The organism is Paracoccus acridae (assembly GCF_014642735.1).
In the GTDB taxonomy this organism is placed as follows: Bacteria; Pseudomonadota; Alphaproteobacteria; order Rhodobacterales; family Rhodobacteraceae; genus Paracoccus; species Paracoccus acridae.
This window is the reverse complement of the sequence record NZ_BMIV01000006.1, coordinates 134815-151417: the sequence shown is the minus strand read 5'-3', so window position 1 is coordinate 151417 and position 16603 is coordinate 134815. Positions and strand designations below refer to the sequence as shown.

Here is a 16603-nt window from a genome sequence, read left to right as displayed (position 1 = left end):
CGCTCAGTCCCTTGCGATGGTCAGCCGCAGCCCGGCCCGGTCGATCGCGGCGCGATCGGGGGGCGCGGGGGCGGCATCGGTGATGATGGCGTCGAAATCGGACAGGTCGGCCAGCATGTGCAGGGCCGACCGGCCGAAGCGCGTATGGTTGACCAGCAGCACGGCCCGGTCGGCGGCGGCGATCATCGCCCGCTTGGCACGGACCGCCGCGTCGTCCATGTGAAAGGCCCGCAGCCCGGCCACGGCGGGGGTCGAGATGAAGGCCAGATCCGCGCGCAGCCGCGACAGCGCATCCTCGGTCACGGTGCCGAAGAAGCCGTTGAACTTGGCGCTGTAGGTGCCGCCAAGCGCGATCAGCGTGATGCGCGGGGCATCCTTCAACCGGTCGATCACGGCGGCGTTGTTGGTGATGACGGTCAGGGGTGCCTTGTCGGTCAGGTTGGCGCCCAGAAGTGCTGCCATGGACCCGTCGTTGACCATCACGGTCATGCCCGGTTCCACCAGATCCAGCGCGGCGCGGGCCATGCGGGCCTTGGCGTCGCTGTCCTGCAAGGCGCGGATGCGGAAGTCGCTTTCGAACTGCGTCCCCGCCTCGATGGTGGCGCCGCCGCGCACCTTGCGCAGCAGCCCCGCCTGTTCAAGGTCGTCGAGATCCCGGTGGATGGTCATGCGCGACACGGCAAAGCGGTCGGCCAGATCGTCCAGATCCACGGCGCGCGCGCCCACCAGAAGATCCATGATCGCTTGCCGGCGTTCGTCGCGCTTCACCTGATCCTCCTCGGTTGGGGCATTTGTAACATCACCCGCAGAAATCGCAACATCGTTTGTGTGACTTTGTGATGCAGTTTTGTGATTATTGTTGTGGTTGCGACCTGTCCGAGGTATTCACCCCCAAACCGCCGGAGGACCACATGCCCCTAGATTCGCCCAAAGACCCCAAGATCGCCGCCAAGGCCGATCTGGACCCGCAGAACTTCGCGCTTGCCAACTGCATCCGCGCGCTGTCCATCGACGCGGTGAACGCCGCGAATTCGGGCCATCCGGGCGCGCCCATGGGCATGGCTGACGCGGCCACGGTCCTGTTCCGCAACCACCTGAAGTTCGATGCGAAGAACCCCGACTGGCCGGACCGCGACCGCTTCGTGCTGTCGAACGGCCACGCGTCCATGCTGCTCTACAGCCTGCTGCACCTGACGGGTTACGAGGACATGACGCTGGAGCAGGTGAAGAACTTCCGCCAGTGGGGCTCGATCACCGCCGGCCACCCGGAATACGGACACGCCAAGGGCATCGAGACGACGACCGGCCCGCTGGGCCAAGGCATCGCCACCGCCGTGGGCATGGCGCTTGCGGAACGGGCTTTGGCGGCCGAATTCGGCGACGACCTGGTCGATCATCACACCTATGTCTTCGTGGGCGACGGCTGCCTGCAGGAAGGCATCGGGCAGGAAGCCATCAGCCTTGCGGGCCACCTGGGCCTGGGCAAGATGATCGTGCTTTACGACGACAACGACATCACCATCGACGGCCCGACCTCGATCAGCTTTTCGGAAGATGTCGCGGCGCGGTTCCAGGCCTGCGGCTGGCATGTCCAGAAATGCGACGGCCATGACGGCAAGGCCCTTGATGCGGCGATCACGGCGGCCAAGGCGGAAACGGGCAAGCCGTCCCTGATCGCGATGAAGACGGTGATCGGCTTCGGCTCGCCCAACAAGGCGGGCACCTATTCGGTCCACGGCTCGCCCCTGGGCCGCGACGAGGCCGCGCTGACCCGCGAGGCGATCGGCTGGGCGCATGATCCCTTCGTCATCCCCGAGGACCTGCTGTCCGAATGGCGCAGGATCGGCACCCGCGGCGCCACCGACCGCGAGGCCTGGGAAGCCCGCCTGGCCGGCAAGTCCGCCGAGGTCCGCGACGAGTTCAACCGCCGCCTGTCGGGCGAATTGCCCGAGGGCTATGACGCCGCCGTCAAGGCCGCCCGCGACGCGCTGTTCGCGGAACCCAAGAAGGCCGCAACCCGCAAGGCCAGCCAGATGGCGCTGGAACCCCTGACCGCCGCCCTGCCGGAAATGATCGGCGGGTCCGCCGACCTGACCGGATCGAACCTGACCCGCGTCAAGGCGGTGGACAGCCAATACACCCGCCAGGCGCCCGGCCGCTATATCGGCTATGGCGTGCGCGAATTCGGCATGGCCGCCGCGATGAACGGGATCAACCTGCATGGCGGCTTCATCGCCTATGGCGGGACGTTCCTGGTGTTTTCCGACTATGCCCGCAACGCGATCCGCCTGTCGGCGCTGATGGGGGTCGGCACGATCTATGTGATGACCCATGACAGCATCGGGTTGGGCGAGGATGGCCCGACCCACCAGCCGATCGAACATCTGGCATCCCTGCGCGCGATCCCGAACCTGACGGTCCTGCGCCCTGCCGACACGGTGGAAACGCTGGAAGCCTGGGACATTGCGATCCGCAACCGCAACGTGCCCTCGCTTCTGGCCCTGTCGCGCCAGGACGTGCCGCAACTGCGCCTTGATGCCGGGGACGAGAACCTGACCGCCAAGGGCGCCTATGTCCTCCGCCAGTTCGGGGAAGGCCGCGACGTGACCCTGATCGCGACGGGGACCGAGGTGCAGCTTGCCGTCCAGGCCGCCGAGGCGCTGCACGAGGGCGGGCTGAACGTCGCCGTCGTGTCGATGCCGTCCTGGGAGTTGTTCGACGCCCAGCCCGAGGATTACCGCAAGGCGACCCTGGGCGACGCGCCGCGCATCGCGGTCGAAGCCGCGGGCAAGTTCGGCTGGACGCGCTATGTCGCGTCCGAGGACGACGTGATCGGCATGACCGGCTTTGGCGCATCCGCCCCCATCGACCGGCTGTATCAGGAGTTCGGGATCACGGCGGACGCCATCGTTGCCCGCGCCAAGGCAGTGACGGCGAAGTAAGCGCAACGGTGCGTTCAAGCACGCACCCTGCCCGCAAACCGTAGGGTGCGTGCTTTGCACGCACCTTTTTCTATTGATCCGCCAAGGCCTGCGCCGTCGCCTCGTCCGTGATCAGCCCGCGCAGGCGTCCGCTGCGCAGCGCGGCGCGGATCGCCTGGACCTTGTCCTCCCCGCCCGCGATCACCACGACCCGGCTTTCCCCCGGTTCATCCAGCGATGCCGACAGCGTGCGCGCGGACAGCGTGGTTTCCAGCACCCGACCCCCGGCGTCGAAGAAATGGCCCATCATCTCGCCCACGCCGCCCGCTGCGCGGATTTCGTCGATCTCTCGCGGCTCGATCATGCCCGATGCCACAAGCTGCGCGCCGGGATCGACCGTGCCCATGCCCACGAATTTCAGATCCGCGCCATTGGCCAGGTCGAAGATGTCGCGCACGCCCGGCTGGTTCAGCAGCACCGCGCGGTCGGATTCGGAATTGGCGAAGAAGGGCACCGGCAGGACATAGGCCTGCGCACCCGTGCGTTCGGCCAGCCGGTGCATCACGTCGTGGCGGTTGGCGGAATAATGCCGCGTCAGCCCGCCCAGCAGCGACACGAAGCATGTGCCGTTGGCATCAAACCGCGGCAGTTCCTGTACCGCCGCCGCAAGCGTTCGCCCATGGCCCAGGCCGATGGTCCCGTGTTCGCCGCGCTCGATTTCGCGGCGCAGGAAGCTGGCCCCGGCCAGGCCCAGGGCGCGCAGGGGCATCCCTTCCTCGCCCAGGTCGGGGGCGACCTCGCAGAAGGCCAGGCCATAAAGCGCGCAAAGCCGGTCCTCCAGCATGGCGCATTCCACGATCTCGCCGTCGATGCTGACCTTGACCACGCCATCGGCCACGGCGCGGGCGATCAGGCGATGCGCCTTGACCCCGGTGACGCCCAGCCGCTTGGCGACCGCCGCCTGGGTCAGCCCGCCCGCGTAATGCAGCCAAGCCGCGCGGGTGGCGAGGCTTCGTTCCGGGTCGATCCCCCCCTGTCGCGCCATCAGCCCGCCTCCTCCATGATGCGGCGAAGCTGGTTTTCGCTCAGCGCCACCGGGTTGGCCTTCATCGAGGATGACGCCGCCGCGGCCTGGGCAGCGGCGGCCTGCGCCTCGGGGCCGATGCCAAGCGCGGTCAGCGCGGGAAGGCCCGCACGATGCGACCAGTCGGCAAGCGCCCGCACCGCCTCGGGCATCGAGGCGAAGGGCGTGTCGAAGGCTGCGCCGATCCAGCGGGCGACCTGATCCAGGCGCTCAATGGCGCCCGGATCGGTCGCGGCATGGCGGTTCATCATCAGCACAGGGGGCAGCAGCGCGCCGCAGATCGCGCCATGCGGCGCGCCGGTCAGCCCGCCCAACGGCCCGGCAAGCCCGTGGACCGCGCCAAGCCCGGCATTGGCAAGCGCCAGGCCCCCGCAAAGGCTGACCCAGGCCATCTCGTCCCGCGCCTCGGCATCCTCGGCCTCCATCAGCCGCCGGATCGCGGCAAGCCCGCGCGGGATCGCGTCGCGGCACAGGGCGTCGGTCAAGGCATTGGCGCGGGTGCAGACGAAAGGCTCGATCACCTGGGTGATGGCATCGAGGCCCGAGGCCAGCGTCACAGGGCGCGGGCAGCCATCAGTCAGCGCGGGGTCCACGATCGCCAGTCGCGGCAGCATCCGCGCGTCGCGCAGGCTGACCTTGCGGCGGTGTTCCGGCACGCCGATCACGGCGTTGCGCGTGACCTCGGCCCCCGTGCCTGCGGTGGTGGGGATGGCGACAAAGGGCAAGGGCGGATGGTCCAGGGGCAGGCCCCGACCCACGACCTCAAGGTAGTCCAGCATCGGGCGCGTGGCGGGGACAAGGGCGGCGATGGCTTTTCCCGCGTCGATCACCGCGCCCCCGCCCAGGGCCACCACGACCTGCGCGCCCTGTGCGGCGCGGATGCCCTGGGCCACCAGATCGGTGTCGGGTTCGCGCGGCACGGCGAAAGCCGTGACCTCGCATCCCTGCCCCGTCAGCGCATCCGCCAGCCAGGCGGCACGGTCGGCGCTGCGTCCGTGGACCAGCAGCACCCGTTGCCCAAGCCCCGCCACCCGCGCGGCGACGCCATCCGCCTGCCCCCTGCCGAACAGGATCTCGGTCGCCGTGGCAAAGGCGAAGGGCGCGGCCATCAGATCCGCAGATCCCCGGCGCCGCTGTCGATATGCGGCGCCCAGAAGGCCACGCTTTCGGCGATATGGGCGATCACCTGGCGGTCGTTCGGTTCGCGTTCCTTGAAGGACAGTTCCAGGCAGATCTCGTTTTCCACGGCGCCGCCCTGGGCCAGGGCCTCCAGCAGCGGTTCCGGCTGGACGCGGCCCTTGGCATTGTATTCGGCGGTAAAGGGACGGTGGCCCGACTTGTCCATCATCGACTGCTTGATGTGGATGATGGGCGACACCTTGGGCACCGCGCGCGCCCAGGCATAGGGATCGGTGTCATCCGGGTTCGGGCTGGTCACGTCGCCGTGGTCGATGTCGGCCATCATCCACATGGGCACCGCCATGCCCGCCGCCGTCAGCCGGTCCTGCAGGTCCATGCAGGCTTGGATCGTTTCGCCGAACTCGCGCCCCACGCTCATCGGTTCCCAGAAGACATAGGACAGGCCGGCGGCCTTGGCATGGTCCGCGACCTCGGCCCAGGCGTCGATGGCGGTCTGGATCAGATCCTCGCGCCGCTGCGGGTCGTCATAATCGCGATAGGTGAAGATCGCGAATTGCGTGCCGACCGATGTGCCGCCCAGGTCGCCGATGATGTCGGCGAAGGTCTTGAACCAGTCCACATAATACCGCCGCACGTCGGGGTCCGGGTGGCCGAAATGGTTCAGCCGCCCGTAAGGCCCGGTCATCCCGCTGGTCACGCGCACGCCGGTCCGGTCCAGGGCCGCGCCCATCTGGCGCGTCAGGCGGCGGATCACCGGGGCGGGCCAGGACGGGTTGATGAACTCATGCGTCAGTTGCAGGTCGCGGATCCGCAGATCGCGCGCCACTGTGTCGATCAGGTCGTCGGGATCGGCAAAGCGGTTGACCAGCGGGTTGGTGTTCAGCGACAGCGTCAGGGCCATGGCGGTCACGCCGCCCGCGCCAGGTCAGAGCCGTTGAACCAGTCCGCGAAGGCCTGCTGTTCGGCGGGGGTCAGGTGCAGGTAATGCTTGGTGCGGCGCATCAGGATGTCCTCGGGCGTTTGCGCCCATTCGCGGGCGACCAGATAGCGGACCTCGGCTTCATAAAGATTGCCGCCGAAGTGGCGGCCAAGGTCCGCCATGTTCATCGCCCCCGCCGCGACATCCCTGATCCGCGCGCCGTAAAGGCGGGCGTAATGGACGATCAGCGGGCGCGGCATCCAGGGATGCAGTTCGCGCTGCAGGTTCAGGAAGGATTCGAAATCGGCGTTGGCGATCTCGCCGCCCGGCAGAGGGGCGGTTTCGGTCCAGTCCGGACCCATGCCCGGGAAGATGCCCTTCAGCTTGTGCATCCCGCGTTCGGCCAGCTCGCGGAAGGTGGTGATCTTGCCGCCGAAGATGTTCAGAAGCGGCGCGCCGCCGGTCGTATCCAGGTCGAAGACGTAATCGCGCGTCACGGCCGAAGGATTGCCCTTGCCGTCGTCGAACAGCGGGCGCACCCCCGAAAACGCGTGCAGCACGTCCGAGGGACGCAGCTTTTCCTTGAAATAGCGGTTCACGGCGGCCAGCAGATAGTCGATCTCGTCCTGACCCACGGCCACATCCTCGGCCCGGCCCTCATAGGCGACATCGGTGGTGCCGATCAGCGCCTTGTCGCCTTCATAGGGGTTCACGAAGATCACCCGCTTGTCGTGGTTCTGGACCAGATAGGCCTGCTGGCCGGACCACCATTTCGGCACGATGATATGGCTGCCCTTGACCAGCCGGACCTTGCGGGCGGAATTCGCGCCCGCGACGTTGCTGATGATGTCGCTGACCCAGGGGCCCGCGCAGTTGACGATGCAGCGGGCGCGGAAGCTGCGGATCTCTCCCGTGACCTCGTTGCGGGTCTGGACGGTCCAGGCGCCGTTCTCGCGCCGGGCGGAAATGCAGGGGCTGCGGGTCAGGACCTCGGCCCCCTTTTCGGCCGCGCCGACGGCGTTCAGGATCACCAGGCGCGCATCGTCCACCCAGCAGTCGCTGTATTCGAACCCCTTGTGATACTGGTCCAGCAAGGGCGCGCCTTCGGGATCGCGGCGCAGATCCAGCGTGCGGGTGCCGGGCAGCTTCTTGCGCCCGCCCAGGTGGTCGTAAAGGAACAGGCCCAGGCGGACCAGCCAGGCGGGGCGATCCTCGGGTGAATGGGGCAGCACGAAGCGCATCGGCCAGATGATATGCGGGGCCGCGTTCAGCAGCACCTCCCGCTCGATCAGGGCCTCGCGGACCAGGCGGAACTCGTAGTATTCCAAATAGCGCAGGCCCCCATGGACCAGCTTGCCCGACCGGGACGAGGTGCCTTGGGCCAGATCGTCCTTTTCGCACAGCACGACCTTCAGCCCCCGTCCGGCGGCGTCGCGCGCGACGCCCGCGCCGTTGATGCCGCCGCCGATGACGAAAAGGTCGATCATGTCGGTGTCAGGGGTCATAGGGATTGTCCTTTCAGGGATCGGGCGGCGGCAAGCGCGTCCCATGCGGGCACCAGGGCCCGGCGCGAGGCGGTGAAGGCCGGGAACAGCGCGTCATAGGCCGCGACAAGCGCGGGATCGGGTTCTTCGGGCCGGCCCAGCAGGGGCGTGACCCATTCGGCGATGCAGCTTTCCATGTCGGGATAGGCGCCGATGGCGACGGCGGCCATCATCGCGGCCCCCGCCGCGCCCGCCTCGTCGCGGTCGGACACACGGACGGGGGCGTTCAGCGATGCCGACAGGATGGCGCGCAGGCCCCGCGACCGCGCCGCTCCGCCCGTCAGGCGCAGTTCGGACGGCAGCGGCCCCATGGCGGCATAGCAGTCGCGCATGGCCATGCCCAAGCCCTCGGCCACGGCGCGGATCAGGTCGGGATAACGGTGGCCCGCCGACAAGCCGACAAAGCCCGCCCGCGCGTCGGCATTGACGAAGGGCCCGCGTTCCCCGGCATCCGAGATATAGGGTTGATAGACGATCTGGCCGGGGGCGGACTGCGCCAGCCACCCCTCGATATGCGCGACCAGGTCGCGATGGGTCACGGACTGGCCCATGTCGGACATGATGCCCGCCGCGATGCCCAGCACCCAGTCCAGGTTCAGCGTCGCCGCCATGTTGGTCTGGACCTGCGTGACGATGCCGGGGATGGGCAGGCAAATGACATAGCCCGTGCCCTCGTCGTTCAGATGCACGTCGCCTGCGCGGACCGCGCGCAGGTGGACGCCGGTCGATCCCACCGTGGAACAGGCCACGTCGCCCGCCGCGCCGCCATAGACGCCCGCGCCAAGCGCGGTCATCACCATGTCCACATAGCCCAGGGCGACCGGCGTGCCCGCCAAAAGCCCCGTCTGGCGCGCGGCATCGTCCGTCAGCGGATGCGTGACCTGGGTTCCGTCGATGATCGGCGGCAGCAGGGCGCGGCGATGGCTCAGCCCAAGCGCGTCGATCACCGCGTCGTCATACTGGCGGCTGCGGAAATTGCCGAAGGTGAAGCTGGCTTCCGACGGATCGGTCGCCCGCACACCCGTCAGGTTCAGGTAAAGCCAGTCCTTGCAATGCAGCGCGACCTCGGCCCCGTCCAGCAGGGCGGGCGCGTGGGCGTCCATATGCGCCATCTGGCTGCCCTGCTGGCAGGTGTTCAGGCCGGTGCCCGTCGCCTCGAACCGGGCGCGGTTGGCGGGGCCGGCGGCAAGGCGCGCCACGGTCGGCGCGGCGCGGGCGTCCAGCCACAGCCAGGCATCCCCCACCGGCCCGCCCTTCCCGACCAGCCAAGTCCCGTCGCCCTGCGCCGTCACCGACAGCGCCGCCGTGCGCGCGGCCAGGCCTTCGACCTTGGCGCCCAATCCGCGCAGCGCCGCCGCGCAGTCGTCCCAGGTCTGGCGCAGCGGTTGCGTGGCCGATCCGTCGGCGCCCGAATGATAGCGGTTGGGCACGGATGCCGCCGCGATCTGCCCGCCCGACAGGTCGAAGGCCACCGCCTTGATGACCGAGGTGCCCGCGTCGATGCCGATCAGGATGTCACGGCCGGGCATGGATCAGTCCCTTGCGCGTCAGGCCCAGTTTCGCGGCAGTCATTCCAAATCCTCCTGCGCGGGTCCATGGCAGGACCGCGCCCCGTTCCCGGATCCATACACGAAAGGACAAGCATCGTGAATGCATTTTTTTGCAGACACCGTAAATAATTTCAGCTAAGGTCGGGATCAAGGACAGGTTCCGTCAGAGGAGGCGGGCCGCCTGCCGGGCCTTGCGGCCAATCAACGCAGGTCCGCGACAAAGGTTACAAGGGGGGATAACATGCCCAGAACACAGGCGATGACGGCGCGCAGCCGGTGGGGAATTTTACCCTGCGGCGCCTGTTCCGCAGCCTTCCGCCACTCCCTCCAGGACATCCGGGGCCTTCAGCCATGACCCACAGCACCACCTCCCATCAACCCGCCCCCAAGGCCCCTGCCCCGTCGCGGCGCGGGATGCTGCTGGGGGTGGCGGCCATCGTCGTCCTGGCGGGCGCGATCGCGCTTGACACCACCGTCGTCCCCATCGGGTCCGAGGCCGATGTCCGCGTCCAGGCCTTTTCGCCCGACAGCTATGGGCAGCAGGAATTCCCGCGCATCCAGGCCTTCGTGAAGGAAAAGGCCGTGGATGCCGCGACGCTGGCGCCCGAGGTGCTGGCCGACAAGGACGCGGCGGCGCAGAAATACGGCACGGCATCGTCCACCGGGGCGATCATGTTCGTGACCCTGACCGGCGTCGCGGGCGAGGCGCGCTCGGGCGTCTATCCTCTGACGGTCGAGGGCGTGCCCGAAGACATCACCGTCCGCGTCCAGACCGGCCCCGCGATCAACGGCACCGACCTGCGCGACGCGCCGGGCGACATCGCCTTTGGCGACTTCAAGAACCAGATCGAATACCAGGACGCCGGATCGGGCATCAACCGCGCCATGAAGGCCGCCGTGCTGGACGGCATCGACACCGCCAGCCTGACCGGCAAGTCCGTCACCGTCACCGGCGCCTTCCGCCTGATCAACCCCAAGAACTGGATGATCACCCCGGTCGAGGTCGCGGTTCAATGACCCGGCAGACCCAAGGCGATCCCGACGCCCGCGAAGTGGTCCTGGCCGCGCGCAACGTCGCCAAGTCGTATGGCAACGTCCATGCGCTGAAGGGCGTGAACTTCGACATCCATCGCGGCCAGGTCACCACCCTGTTCGGCGAGAACGGCGCAGGCAAGTCCACGCTGATGAAGATCCTGTCGGGCGTGATCCAGCCCACCACCGGGCAGATCATCCTGGACGGCCAGCCGGTCAGCTTCGCCAACGCGAACGAGGCCCGCGACCGGGGCATTTCCATCATCCACCAGGAACTGTCGCTGGCCCCGAACCTGTCGGTCCGCGACAACATCTTCATGGGCCGCGAGCTGCGCGGCCCCATGGGCGTCGATTTCGCCGAGGAGGAACGCCAGGTCCGCCGGTTGATGGAGGAACTGGAGGAGGAGATCGACCCCCTGACCCCGGTCGAGGAACTGCGCCTGGGCCAGCAGCAGATCGTGGAAATCGCCCGCGCCCTGTCGGTGGACAGCCGCATCCTGATCATGGACGAACCCACCAGTGCGCTTTCGGCATCAGAGGTCGAGGTGCTGTTCAAGGTCATCCGCGACCTGACCGCACGCGGCGTCAGCATCGTCTATATCTCTCACCACCTGGAAGAAGCGCTGACGATCACCGACCATGCCGTGGTGCTGCGCGACGGGACCATGACGGCCTATGCGCCCCGCGCGGACATCGACCTGGAATGGATCGTCCGCAACATGGTGGGCGAGAATTACGACCTGGGCAGCCCGCCCGACAGCGCCAGGGGCCAGGTCGCCCTGTCGATCCGCAACCTGTCGGTGCCCGACCAGACCGGGCAGGATCTGGTGCGCAACCTGTCGCTGGACGTGAAGGCGGGCGAGATCGTCTGCATCTATGGCCTGATGGGCGCGGGGCGCACCGAACTGCTGGAAACCTGCGCGGGACGGCTGCGCGCCAGCGGCGGAGAGATCGTGCTGGAAGGGCAGGAGATTTCTCACCTGCCCATCGGCGAACGCATCGCCCGCGGCCTGGCCCTGGTCCCCGAGGATCGCCAGCGCGACGGCCTGGTCCAGACCATGAGCGTGGGCCAGAACCTGTCGCTGGCATCCATCCGCAACTTCACGCGGGGGCTGTTCACCAGCAGCCGCACGGAACGCAGGCTGATCGACGACAGCATCCGCAGCGTCACGGTCAAGACGTCCGGCGGGGGCGCGCCCATCGGATCGCTGTCGGGGGGCAACCAGCAGAAGGTCGTGATCGGCAAGATGCTGGCCACCAACCCCAAGGTCATCATGCTGGACGAACCTTCGCGCGGCATCGACATCGGCGCCAAGGCCGAGGTCTTCCGCCTGCTGGCCGAAGGCGCGCGCCGGGGCCTTGCCGTCATCTATTCCACATCCGAGGTCAGCGAATGCCTGTCCATCGCGCATCGGATCATCGTCATGCACAAGGGCCGGATCTCGGCCGAATTCGATTCCACCGTTTCCAAGGAAAAGATCATGGCCGCCTCGGGCGAGTCCGTGGCTGCCTGATGGGCCGTTGAGCGAGGAAAACCTATGTCTGCCACCACCACCGCGCCCAAACAGGACGGCTTCAGCATCGGCCGCCTGCTGCTGGAAGGCCGCGCCTTTTTCGCCCTGATCGCGATCATCGCGGTCTTTTCCTTCCTGTCGCCGAACTATTTCACGGTGTCGAACTTCCTGATCATGTCGTCGCAGGTGGCGATCTATGGCATCCTGTCGGTGGGCATGCTGCTGGTGATCCTGAACGGCGGGATCGACCTGTCGGTCGGGTCCATCCTGGCGCTCTGCGGGGTCTGCGCGGGCGCGATGATGCAGGGCGTCACGCTGGAATGGGCAGGGGTGATCCTTTATCCGCCGGTCTGGGCGGTGGTCGTGCTGACCATCGCCATCGGCGCGGCCGTTGGGGCGCTGAACGGCGTGCTGGTTGCCTTCTTCAAGGTGCCGCCCTTCGTCGCCACCCTGGGCGTGATGTATGTGGCGCGCGGGGTCGCGCTTCTGATGACGAACGGGCTGACCTACAACAACCTGCGCGGCCAGGAAGCCCTGGGCAATACCGGCTTCAACTGGCTGGGCTTCAACCGGCTGTGGGGGATCCCCATCAGCGTGATCGTGCTGGCCGTGGTGGCGGTGCTGGCGGGGCTGATGCTGTCGCGGTCGGCCTTCGGCCGGTGGCTTTATGCCTCGGGCGGGAACGAACGGGCCGCCGAACTGTCGGGCGTGCCGGTGCGGCTGGTCAAGATCACGGTCTATACCATCTCGGGGGCGCTGTCTGCGGTGGCGGGGCTTGTGCTGGCGTCGCAGCTGACCTCGGCGGGGCCAACGGCGGGGACCACCTATGAACTGACGGCCATCGCGGCGGTGGTGATCGGGGGCGCGGCGCTGACCGGCGGGCGCGGCGGCGTGCGCGGCACGATGCTGGGCGCCTTCGTGATCGGCTTCCTGTCGGCGGGCCTGGTGATCATCGGCGTCAGTTCATACTGGCAGACGGTCTTCACCGGCGCGGTGATCGTGCTGGCCGTGCTGATGAACTCGATCCAATATGGGCGCGGCGGGCGCAAGTCCTGACCGGCCAAGCCTTCCCGTCCGGGCCGAAAGGGTCCGGGCGGCAACCCTGCCGCAGGCGGCAGTTTTACCAACCCAGAGGGAGAGAGAGTATGTTCACCATGACCCGCCGCGCGCTGCTTGCCGCTGCCGTCGCCATGCCGATGATGGCAGGCGCCGCCTCGGCCGAGGGGCTGATCACCATCATCGTCAACGACCCCGCGAACCCCTATTGGTTCACGGAAGGCGAGGTCGCCAAGAAGACCGCCGAGGAACTGGGCTATACCGCCAACGTCGCCGCGCACCGGGGCGACACCAACACCGAAAGCACCCTGGTCGATACCGCGATCACCAACAAGTCGGTCGCGCTGATCCTTGACCCGGCCAATGCCGACGGTTCCGTGGGCGCGGTGCAGAAGGCCGTGGACGCGGGCATCCCCGTCTTCCTGGTCAATGCCGAGATCAACCAGGAAGGCTTGGCCAAGGCGCAGCTGGTGTCGAACAACGCCCAGGGCGCAGCCCTTGGCGCGCAGGCCTGGGTCGAGGCCGTGGGCGATGCCGGCAACTATGTCGAACTGTTCGGCGCGCCGTCCGACAACAACGCCCAGACCCGGTCCAACGGCTTCGAGACCGTGCTGACCCAGTATCCCGACCTGGTGAAGGTCGGCCAGGAAGTCGCCAACTGGGACCGCACCCAGGGCTATCAGAAGATGCAGTCGCTGCTGCAGGCCAATCCCGACATCGTCGGCGTGATCTCGGGCAACGATGAAATGGCGCTTGGCGCCATCGCCGCCCTGAAGGAAGCCGGCAAGCTGGAACAGGTCAAGGTCGGCGGCTTCGACGGATCGCCAGACGCGGTCGAGGCCGTGAAGGCGGGCGAGCTGCAATACACCGTCCTGCAACCTGTCGCCGTCTTCGCCGAGGAAGCCGTCCGCCAGGCCGACAACTTCATCAAGAACGGCTCGACCGGCGTGGATACCGAAAAGCAGTTGTTCGACTGCATCCTGGTGACGGCCGACAATGTCGATCAGATGACCGAGCCGTTCACGCTGTCGCAATAAGACAAGCTTTCAGGAAGAACGGCTTTCAGGAAGAAGGGGCGCGGATCACCGCGCCCCTTTTTGCGTTCATTCGGCCATTTCGTCTTCCCGCCAAGCATGGTCGGGGTCGGGCTGGCCCGCGTCGTCATGTTCGGCCAGCCAGTTTTCCGCATCCAGCGCCGCCATGCAGCCCATGCCCGCGCTTGTGACCGCCTGGCGATAGACGTGGTCGGTCAGGTCGCCCGCCGCGAAGACGCCGGGGATCGAGGTGCGGGTGCTGCCCGGTTCGACCTTCACATAGCCGCCGTTGTGCAGTTCAAGCTGGTCCTTGACCAGTTCGTTGGCGGGCGCATGGCCGATCGCCACGAAAACGCCGTCCGCCGGAACCGTGCGCGTGCTGCCGTCCACGGTCGAGGTCAGGACCGCGCCCGTCACGCCCAGCGGCGTATCCACGCCCTGCACTTCGGTCAGGGCGTGGTTCCAGATCACCTCGACCTTCGGGTGGTTGAACAGGCGCTGCTGCAAGATCTTTTCGGCCCGCAGGCTGTCGCGACGGTGGACCAGCGTCACCTTGCTGGCGAACTTGGTCAGGAACAGCGCTTCCTCGACCGCGGTGTTGCCGCCGCCGATCACCACGACCTCGCGGTTGCGATAGAAGAAGCCGTCGCAGGTCGCGCAGGCGGAAACGCCGAAGCCCTTGAACTTCTCCTCGGACGGCAGGCCCAGCCAGCGGGCCTGCGCACCGGTCGCCAGGATCACCGCATCCGCCGTGACCACGCGCCCGCTGTCGCAGGTGGCGGTGAAGGGACGCTTCTGCAGGTCCAGCGCCGTCACCATGTCCACCACGATCTCGGTGCCCATGGCGCGGGCATGTTCCTCCATCTTGACCATCAGCTCGGGGCCCTGGATTTCCGTCTCGCCCGGCCAGTTTTCCACTTCGGTGGTGATGGTCAGCTGTCCGCCGGGCTGCATCCCCTGGATCAGCATCGGGTTCAGCATGGCGCGCGCGGCATAGACGGCGGCGGTATAGCCCGCCGGGCCAGAGCCAATGATCAGAAGTTTGACATGCGTGCTATCGGTCATCTTGCGCCCCATCCGGTGTTTGTGCATGAGGTAGTCCTTCCCACCGGAAATCGCAACGCGGGACGCGTGCCGAAAGAATGTTGCGCGCATTCGGCCTGCGCTGTAGTTTCCGGAAACGCTCAAGACCCGATCAAGAAAGACCTCCATGGCTGGCGCGAAACTGGACGACATCGACCGCAAGATCCTGGCCGAATTGCAGGCCGATGGCCGGATGACCAATGTCGAACTGGCCCGCCGCGTCGGCATCTCGGCGCCCCCCTGCCTGCGCCGCGTCCGCGCGCTTGAGGAAACCGGCTTCATCCGCGGATATCACGCCGACATCGACGCCCGCGAATTGGGATTCGAGGTGCAGGTCTTTGCCATGGTGCGCCTTGCCAGCCAGTCCGAACGCGACCTGTCGGCCTTCGAGGCCCTGGTGCAGGGCTGGCCCCTGGTCCGGGAATGCCACATGCTGAACGGAGAGATCGACTTTATCCTGAAATGCGTCTCGCCCGACCTGTCCACCTTCCAGCGTTTCCTGACGCAGTCGCTGACGGCGGCGCCCAATGTCGCCAGCGTCAAGACATCGCTGGTGATCCGGGCGGCGAAGGATCAGCCGGGCGTGCCCTTCGAGGTGGTCGAGGAACGGGTGCGCGAGGCGGGGTGAAGGGCGGGGGCCAGCCCCCGCACCCCCGGGATATTTCAGCCAGAATGAAGATCAGCGCGCGGCGTGGCGCCGTTCGATCGCCTGCCAGATCGCCTCGGCCGCGTTGATCCCGTCGAAGCGTTCCAGTTCCTGGATGCCGGTGGGCGAGGTCACGTTGATTTCGGTCAGCCAGCCGTCGATCACGTCGATGCCGGTGAAGATCAGGCCCTTTTCGCGCAAGGTGGGGCCGATGCGCTTGCAGATTTCGTATTCGCGGTCGGTCAGGCCGATCTTCTCGGCGCGGCCGCCCACATGCATGTTCGACCGGGCCTCGCCTGTCTGGGGGACGCGGTTGATCGCGCCGACGGGTTCGCCATCGACCAGGATGATGCGCTTGTCGCCCTTGCTGACGGCGTGGATGTATTTCTGCGCGATCATGGGTTCGCGGTTGATGCCCGCGAAAAGCTCCAGCAGGGCCGACAGGTTGCGGTCCTCGGGGTCCAGGTGGAAGACCCCTGCCCCGCCGTTGCCGTAGAGGGGCTTGACGATGATGTCGCCGTGCCGGTCGCGGAAGGCCCGGATGGCGGCGGGGTCGCGGGCGATCATGGTGGGCGGCGTCAGGTCGGGAAAATCCAGCACCATCAGCTTTTCCGGGCAGTTCCTGACCCAGAAGGGATCGTTCACCACCAGCGTCCCCGGATGCACCCGGTCCAGCAGATGGGTCGAGGTGACATAGGCCATGTCGAAGGGCGGATCCTGGCGCAGCCAGACCACGTCGAAATCGGACAGGTCCACCTCGGCCCATTCGCCGAAGGTGACGTGGTTGCCTTCCTCGCGGCGCAGGGTGACGGGGCGGCCGCGGGCGATCACCCGCCCCTCGTCATAGCGCAGCTGGTCCACCGTGTACTGGAACAGCCTGTGGCCGCGCGCCTGAGCCTCGAGCCCGATGCGGAAGGTGCTGTCCCCGGTGATCGAGACATGTTCGATCGGGTCCATCTGCAGGGCGACATACAGGCTCATCTTGTCCTCCTTGGGCGGCTTGGCTCCGCTTGTCGCCCGGCGTCCTGCTGGATGCAAGCCGCCGCTGCATTGACTTGCACGCGCGCTGCCCCAAGTGAT

14 protein-coding genes are annotated in these 16603 nt (G+C 67.3%); 6 read left to right on the top strand and 8 right to left on the bottom strand.

Annotation, left to right across the window (positions count from 1 at the left end; genetic code table 11):
* Positions 1 to 3: 3 nt before the first annotated feature.
* Positions 4 to 768: a DeoR/GlpR family DNA-binding transcription regulator gene (locus IEX25_RS10880; RefSeq protein ID WP_103171535.1), complete on the bottom strand. Its 765-nt coding sequence runs from the start codon at positions 766 to 768 to the stop codon at positions 4 to 6.
* Positions 769 to 911: 143 nt separating this feature from the next.
* On the opposite strand from IEX25_RS10880, the gene tkt reads away from it, so the two are divergent.
* Positions 912 to 2942 carry a transketolase gene (gene tkt / locus IEX25_RS10875; protein ID WP_103171534.1) on the top strand — a complete coding sequence of 677 codons (2031 nt, stop codon included), beginning with the start codon at positions 912 to 914 and terminating at the stop codon, positions 2940 to 2942.
* A 70-nt stretch (positions 2943 to 3012) separates the two neighbouring features.
* On the opposite strand, the gene IEX25_RS10870 is transcribed toward tkt, so the two are convergent.
* The 5 genes from IEX25_RS10870 to IEX25_RS10850 are packed head-to-tail and all read right to left on the bottom strand — an operon-like array spanning position 3013 to position 9137.
* Positions 3013 to 3966: a sugar-binding transcriptional regulator gene (locus tag IEX25_RS10870; RefSeq protein WP_188715140.1), complete on the bottom strand. Its 954-nt coding sequence runs from the start codon at positions 3964 to 3966 to the stop codon at positions 3013 to 3015.
* Positions 3966 to 5114, bottom strand: coding sequence for an iron-containing alcohol dehydrogenase (locus IEX25_RS10865; RefSeq protein ID WP_103171532.1), 1149 nt, complete (start codon positions 5112 to 5114; stop codon positions 3966 to 3968). Before IEX25_RS10865 ends, IEX25_RS10870 begins: the two co-directional genes overlap by 1 nt.
* Positions 5114 to 6046 (bottom strand): sugar phosphate isomerase/epimerase family protein, encoded by a 933-nt coding sequence (locus IEX25_RS10860; RefSeq protein WP_103171531.1) that lies wholly within the window; start codon positions 6044 to 6046, stop codon positions 5114 to 5116. The genes IEX25_RS10865 and IEX25_RS10860 overlap by 1 nt, the downstream gene beginning before the upstream one ends.
* Before the next feature lie 5 nt (positions 6047 to 6051).
* A complete protein-coding gene (locus tag IEX25_RS10855; protein ID WP_103171530.1) occupies positions 6052 to 7569 on the bottom strand; it encodes a glycerol-3-phosphate dehydrogenase in 1518 nt (505 codons plus the stop codon).
* Positions 7566 to 9137: an FGGY-family carbohydrate kinase gene (locus IEX25_RS10850; protein WP_188715139.1), complete on the bottom strand. Its 1572-nt coding sequence runs from the start codon at positions 9135 to 9137 to the stop codon at positions 7566 to 7568. The genes IEX25_RS10855 and IEX25_RS10850 overlap by 4 nt, the downstream gene beginning before the upstream one ends.
* Before the next feature lie 372 nt (positions 9138 to 9509).
* Here IEX25_RS10850 and IEX25_RS10845 point away from each other — a divergent pair, with 372 nt between their 5' ends.
* The 4 genes from IEX25_RS10845 (at position 9510) to IEX25_RS10830 (ending at position 13797) form a co-directional block, all read left to right on the top strand.
* The gene (locus IEX25_RS10845; protein WP_205048997.1) at positions 9510 to 10175 is read left to right on the top strand and encodes a DUF2291 family protein; all 666 of its coding nucleotides are present in this window, start codon (positions 9510 to 9512) and stop codon (positions 10173 to 10175) included.
* Positions 10172 to 11704, top strand: coding sequence for a sugar ABC transporter ATP-binding protein (locus IEX25_RS10840; protein ID WP_103171528.1), 1533 nt, complete (start codon positions 10172 to 10174; stop codon positions 11702 to 11704). Before IEX25_RS10845 ends, IEX25_RS10840 begins: the two co-directional genes overlap by 4 nt.
* A gap of 24 nt (positions 11705 to 11728) precedes the next feature.
* Positions 11729 to 12760, top strand: coding sequence for an ABC transporter permease (locus IEX25_RS10835; protein WP_103171527.1), 1032 nt, complete (start codon positions 11729 to 11731; stop codon positions 12758 to 12760).
* Between the two features lie 89 nt (positions 12761 to 12849).
* Positions 12850 to 13797, top strand: coding sequence for a D-ribose ABC transporter substrate-binding protein (locus tag IEX25_RS10830; protein WP_103171526.1), 948 nt, complete (start codon positions 12850 to 12852; stop codon positions 13795 to 13797).
* A gap of 66 nt (positions 13798 to 13863) precedes the next feature.
* Here the strand turns inward: IEX25_RS10830 and trxB are convergent, their stop codons facing one another.
* On the bottom strand, positions 13864 to 14859 hold the full coding sequence (gene trxB, locus IEX25_RS10825; protein ID WP_103171696.1) for a thioredoxin-disulfide reductase: 996 nt from the start codon (positions 14857 to 14859) through the stop codon (positions 13864 to 13866).
* A gap of 145 nt (positions 14860 to 15004) precedes the next feature.
* Here trxB and IEX25_RS10820 point away from each other — a divergent pair, with 145 nt between their 5' ends.
* Positions 15005 to 15505, top strand: a complete 501-nt coding sequence (locus IEX25_RS10820; protein WP_103171525.1) for an Lrp/AsnC family transcriptional regulator — start codon at positions 15005 to 15007, stop codon at positions 15503 to 15505.
* 51 nt (positions 15506 to 15556) lie between these two features.
* Here the strand turns inward: IEX25_RS10820 and gshB are convergent, their stop codons facing one another.
* Positions 15557 to 16504 carry a glutathione synthase gene (gshB, locus tag IEX25_RS10815; protein ID WP_103171524.1) on the bottom strand — a complete coding sequence of 316 codons (948 nt, stop codon included), beginning with the start codon at positions 16502 to 16504 and terminating at the stop codon, positions 15557 to 15559.
* Positions 16505 to 16603 lie beyond the last annotated feature (99 nt).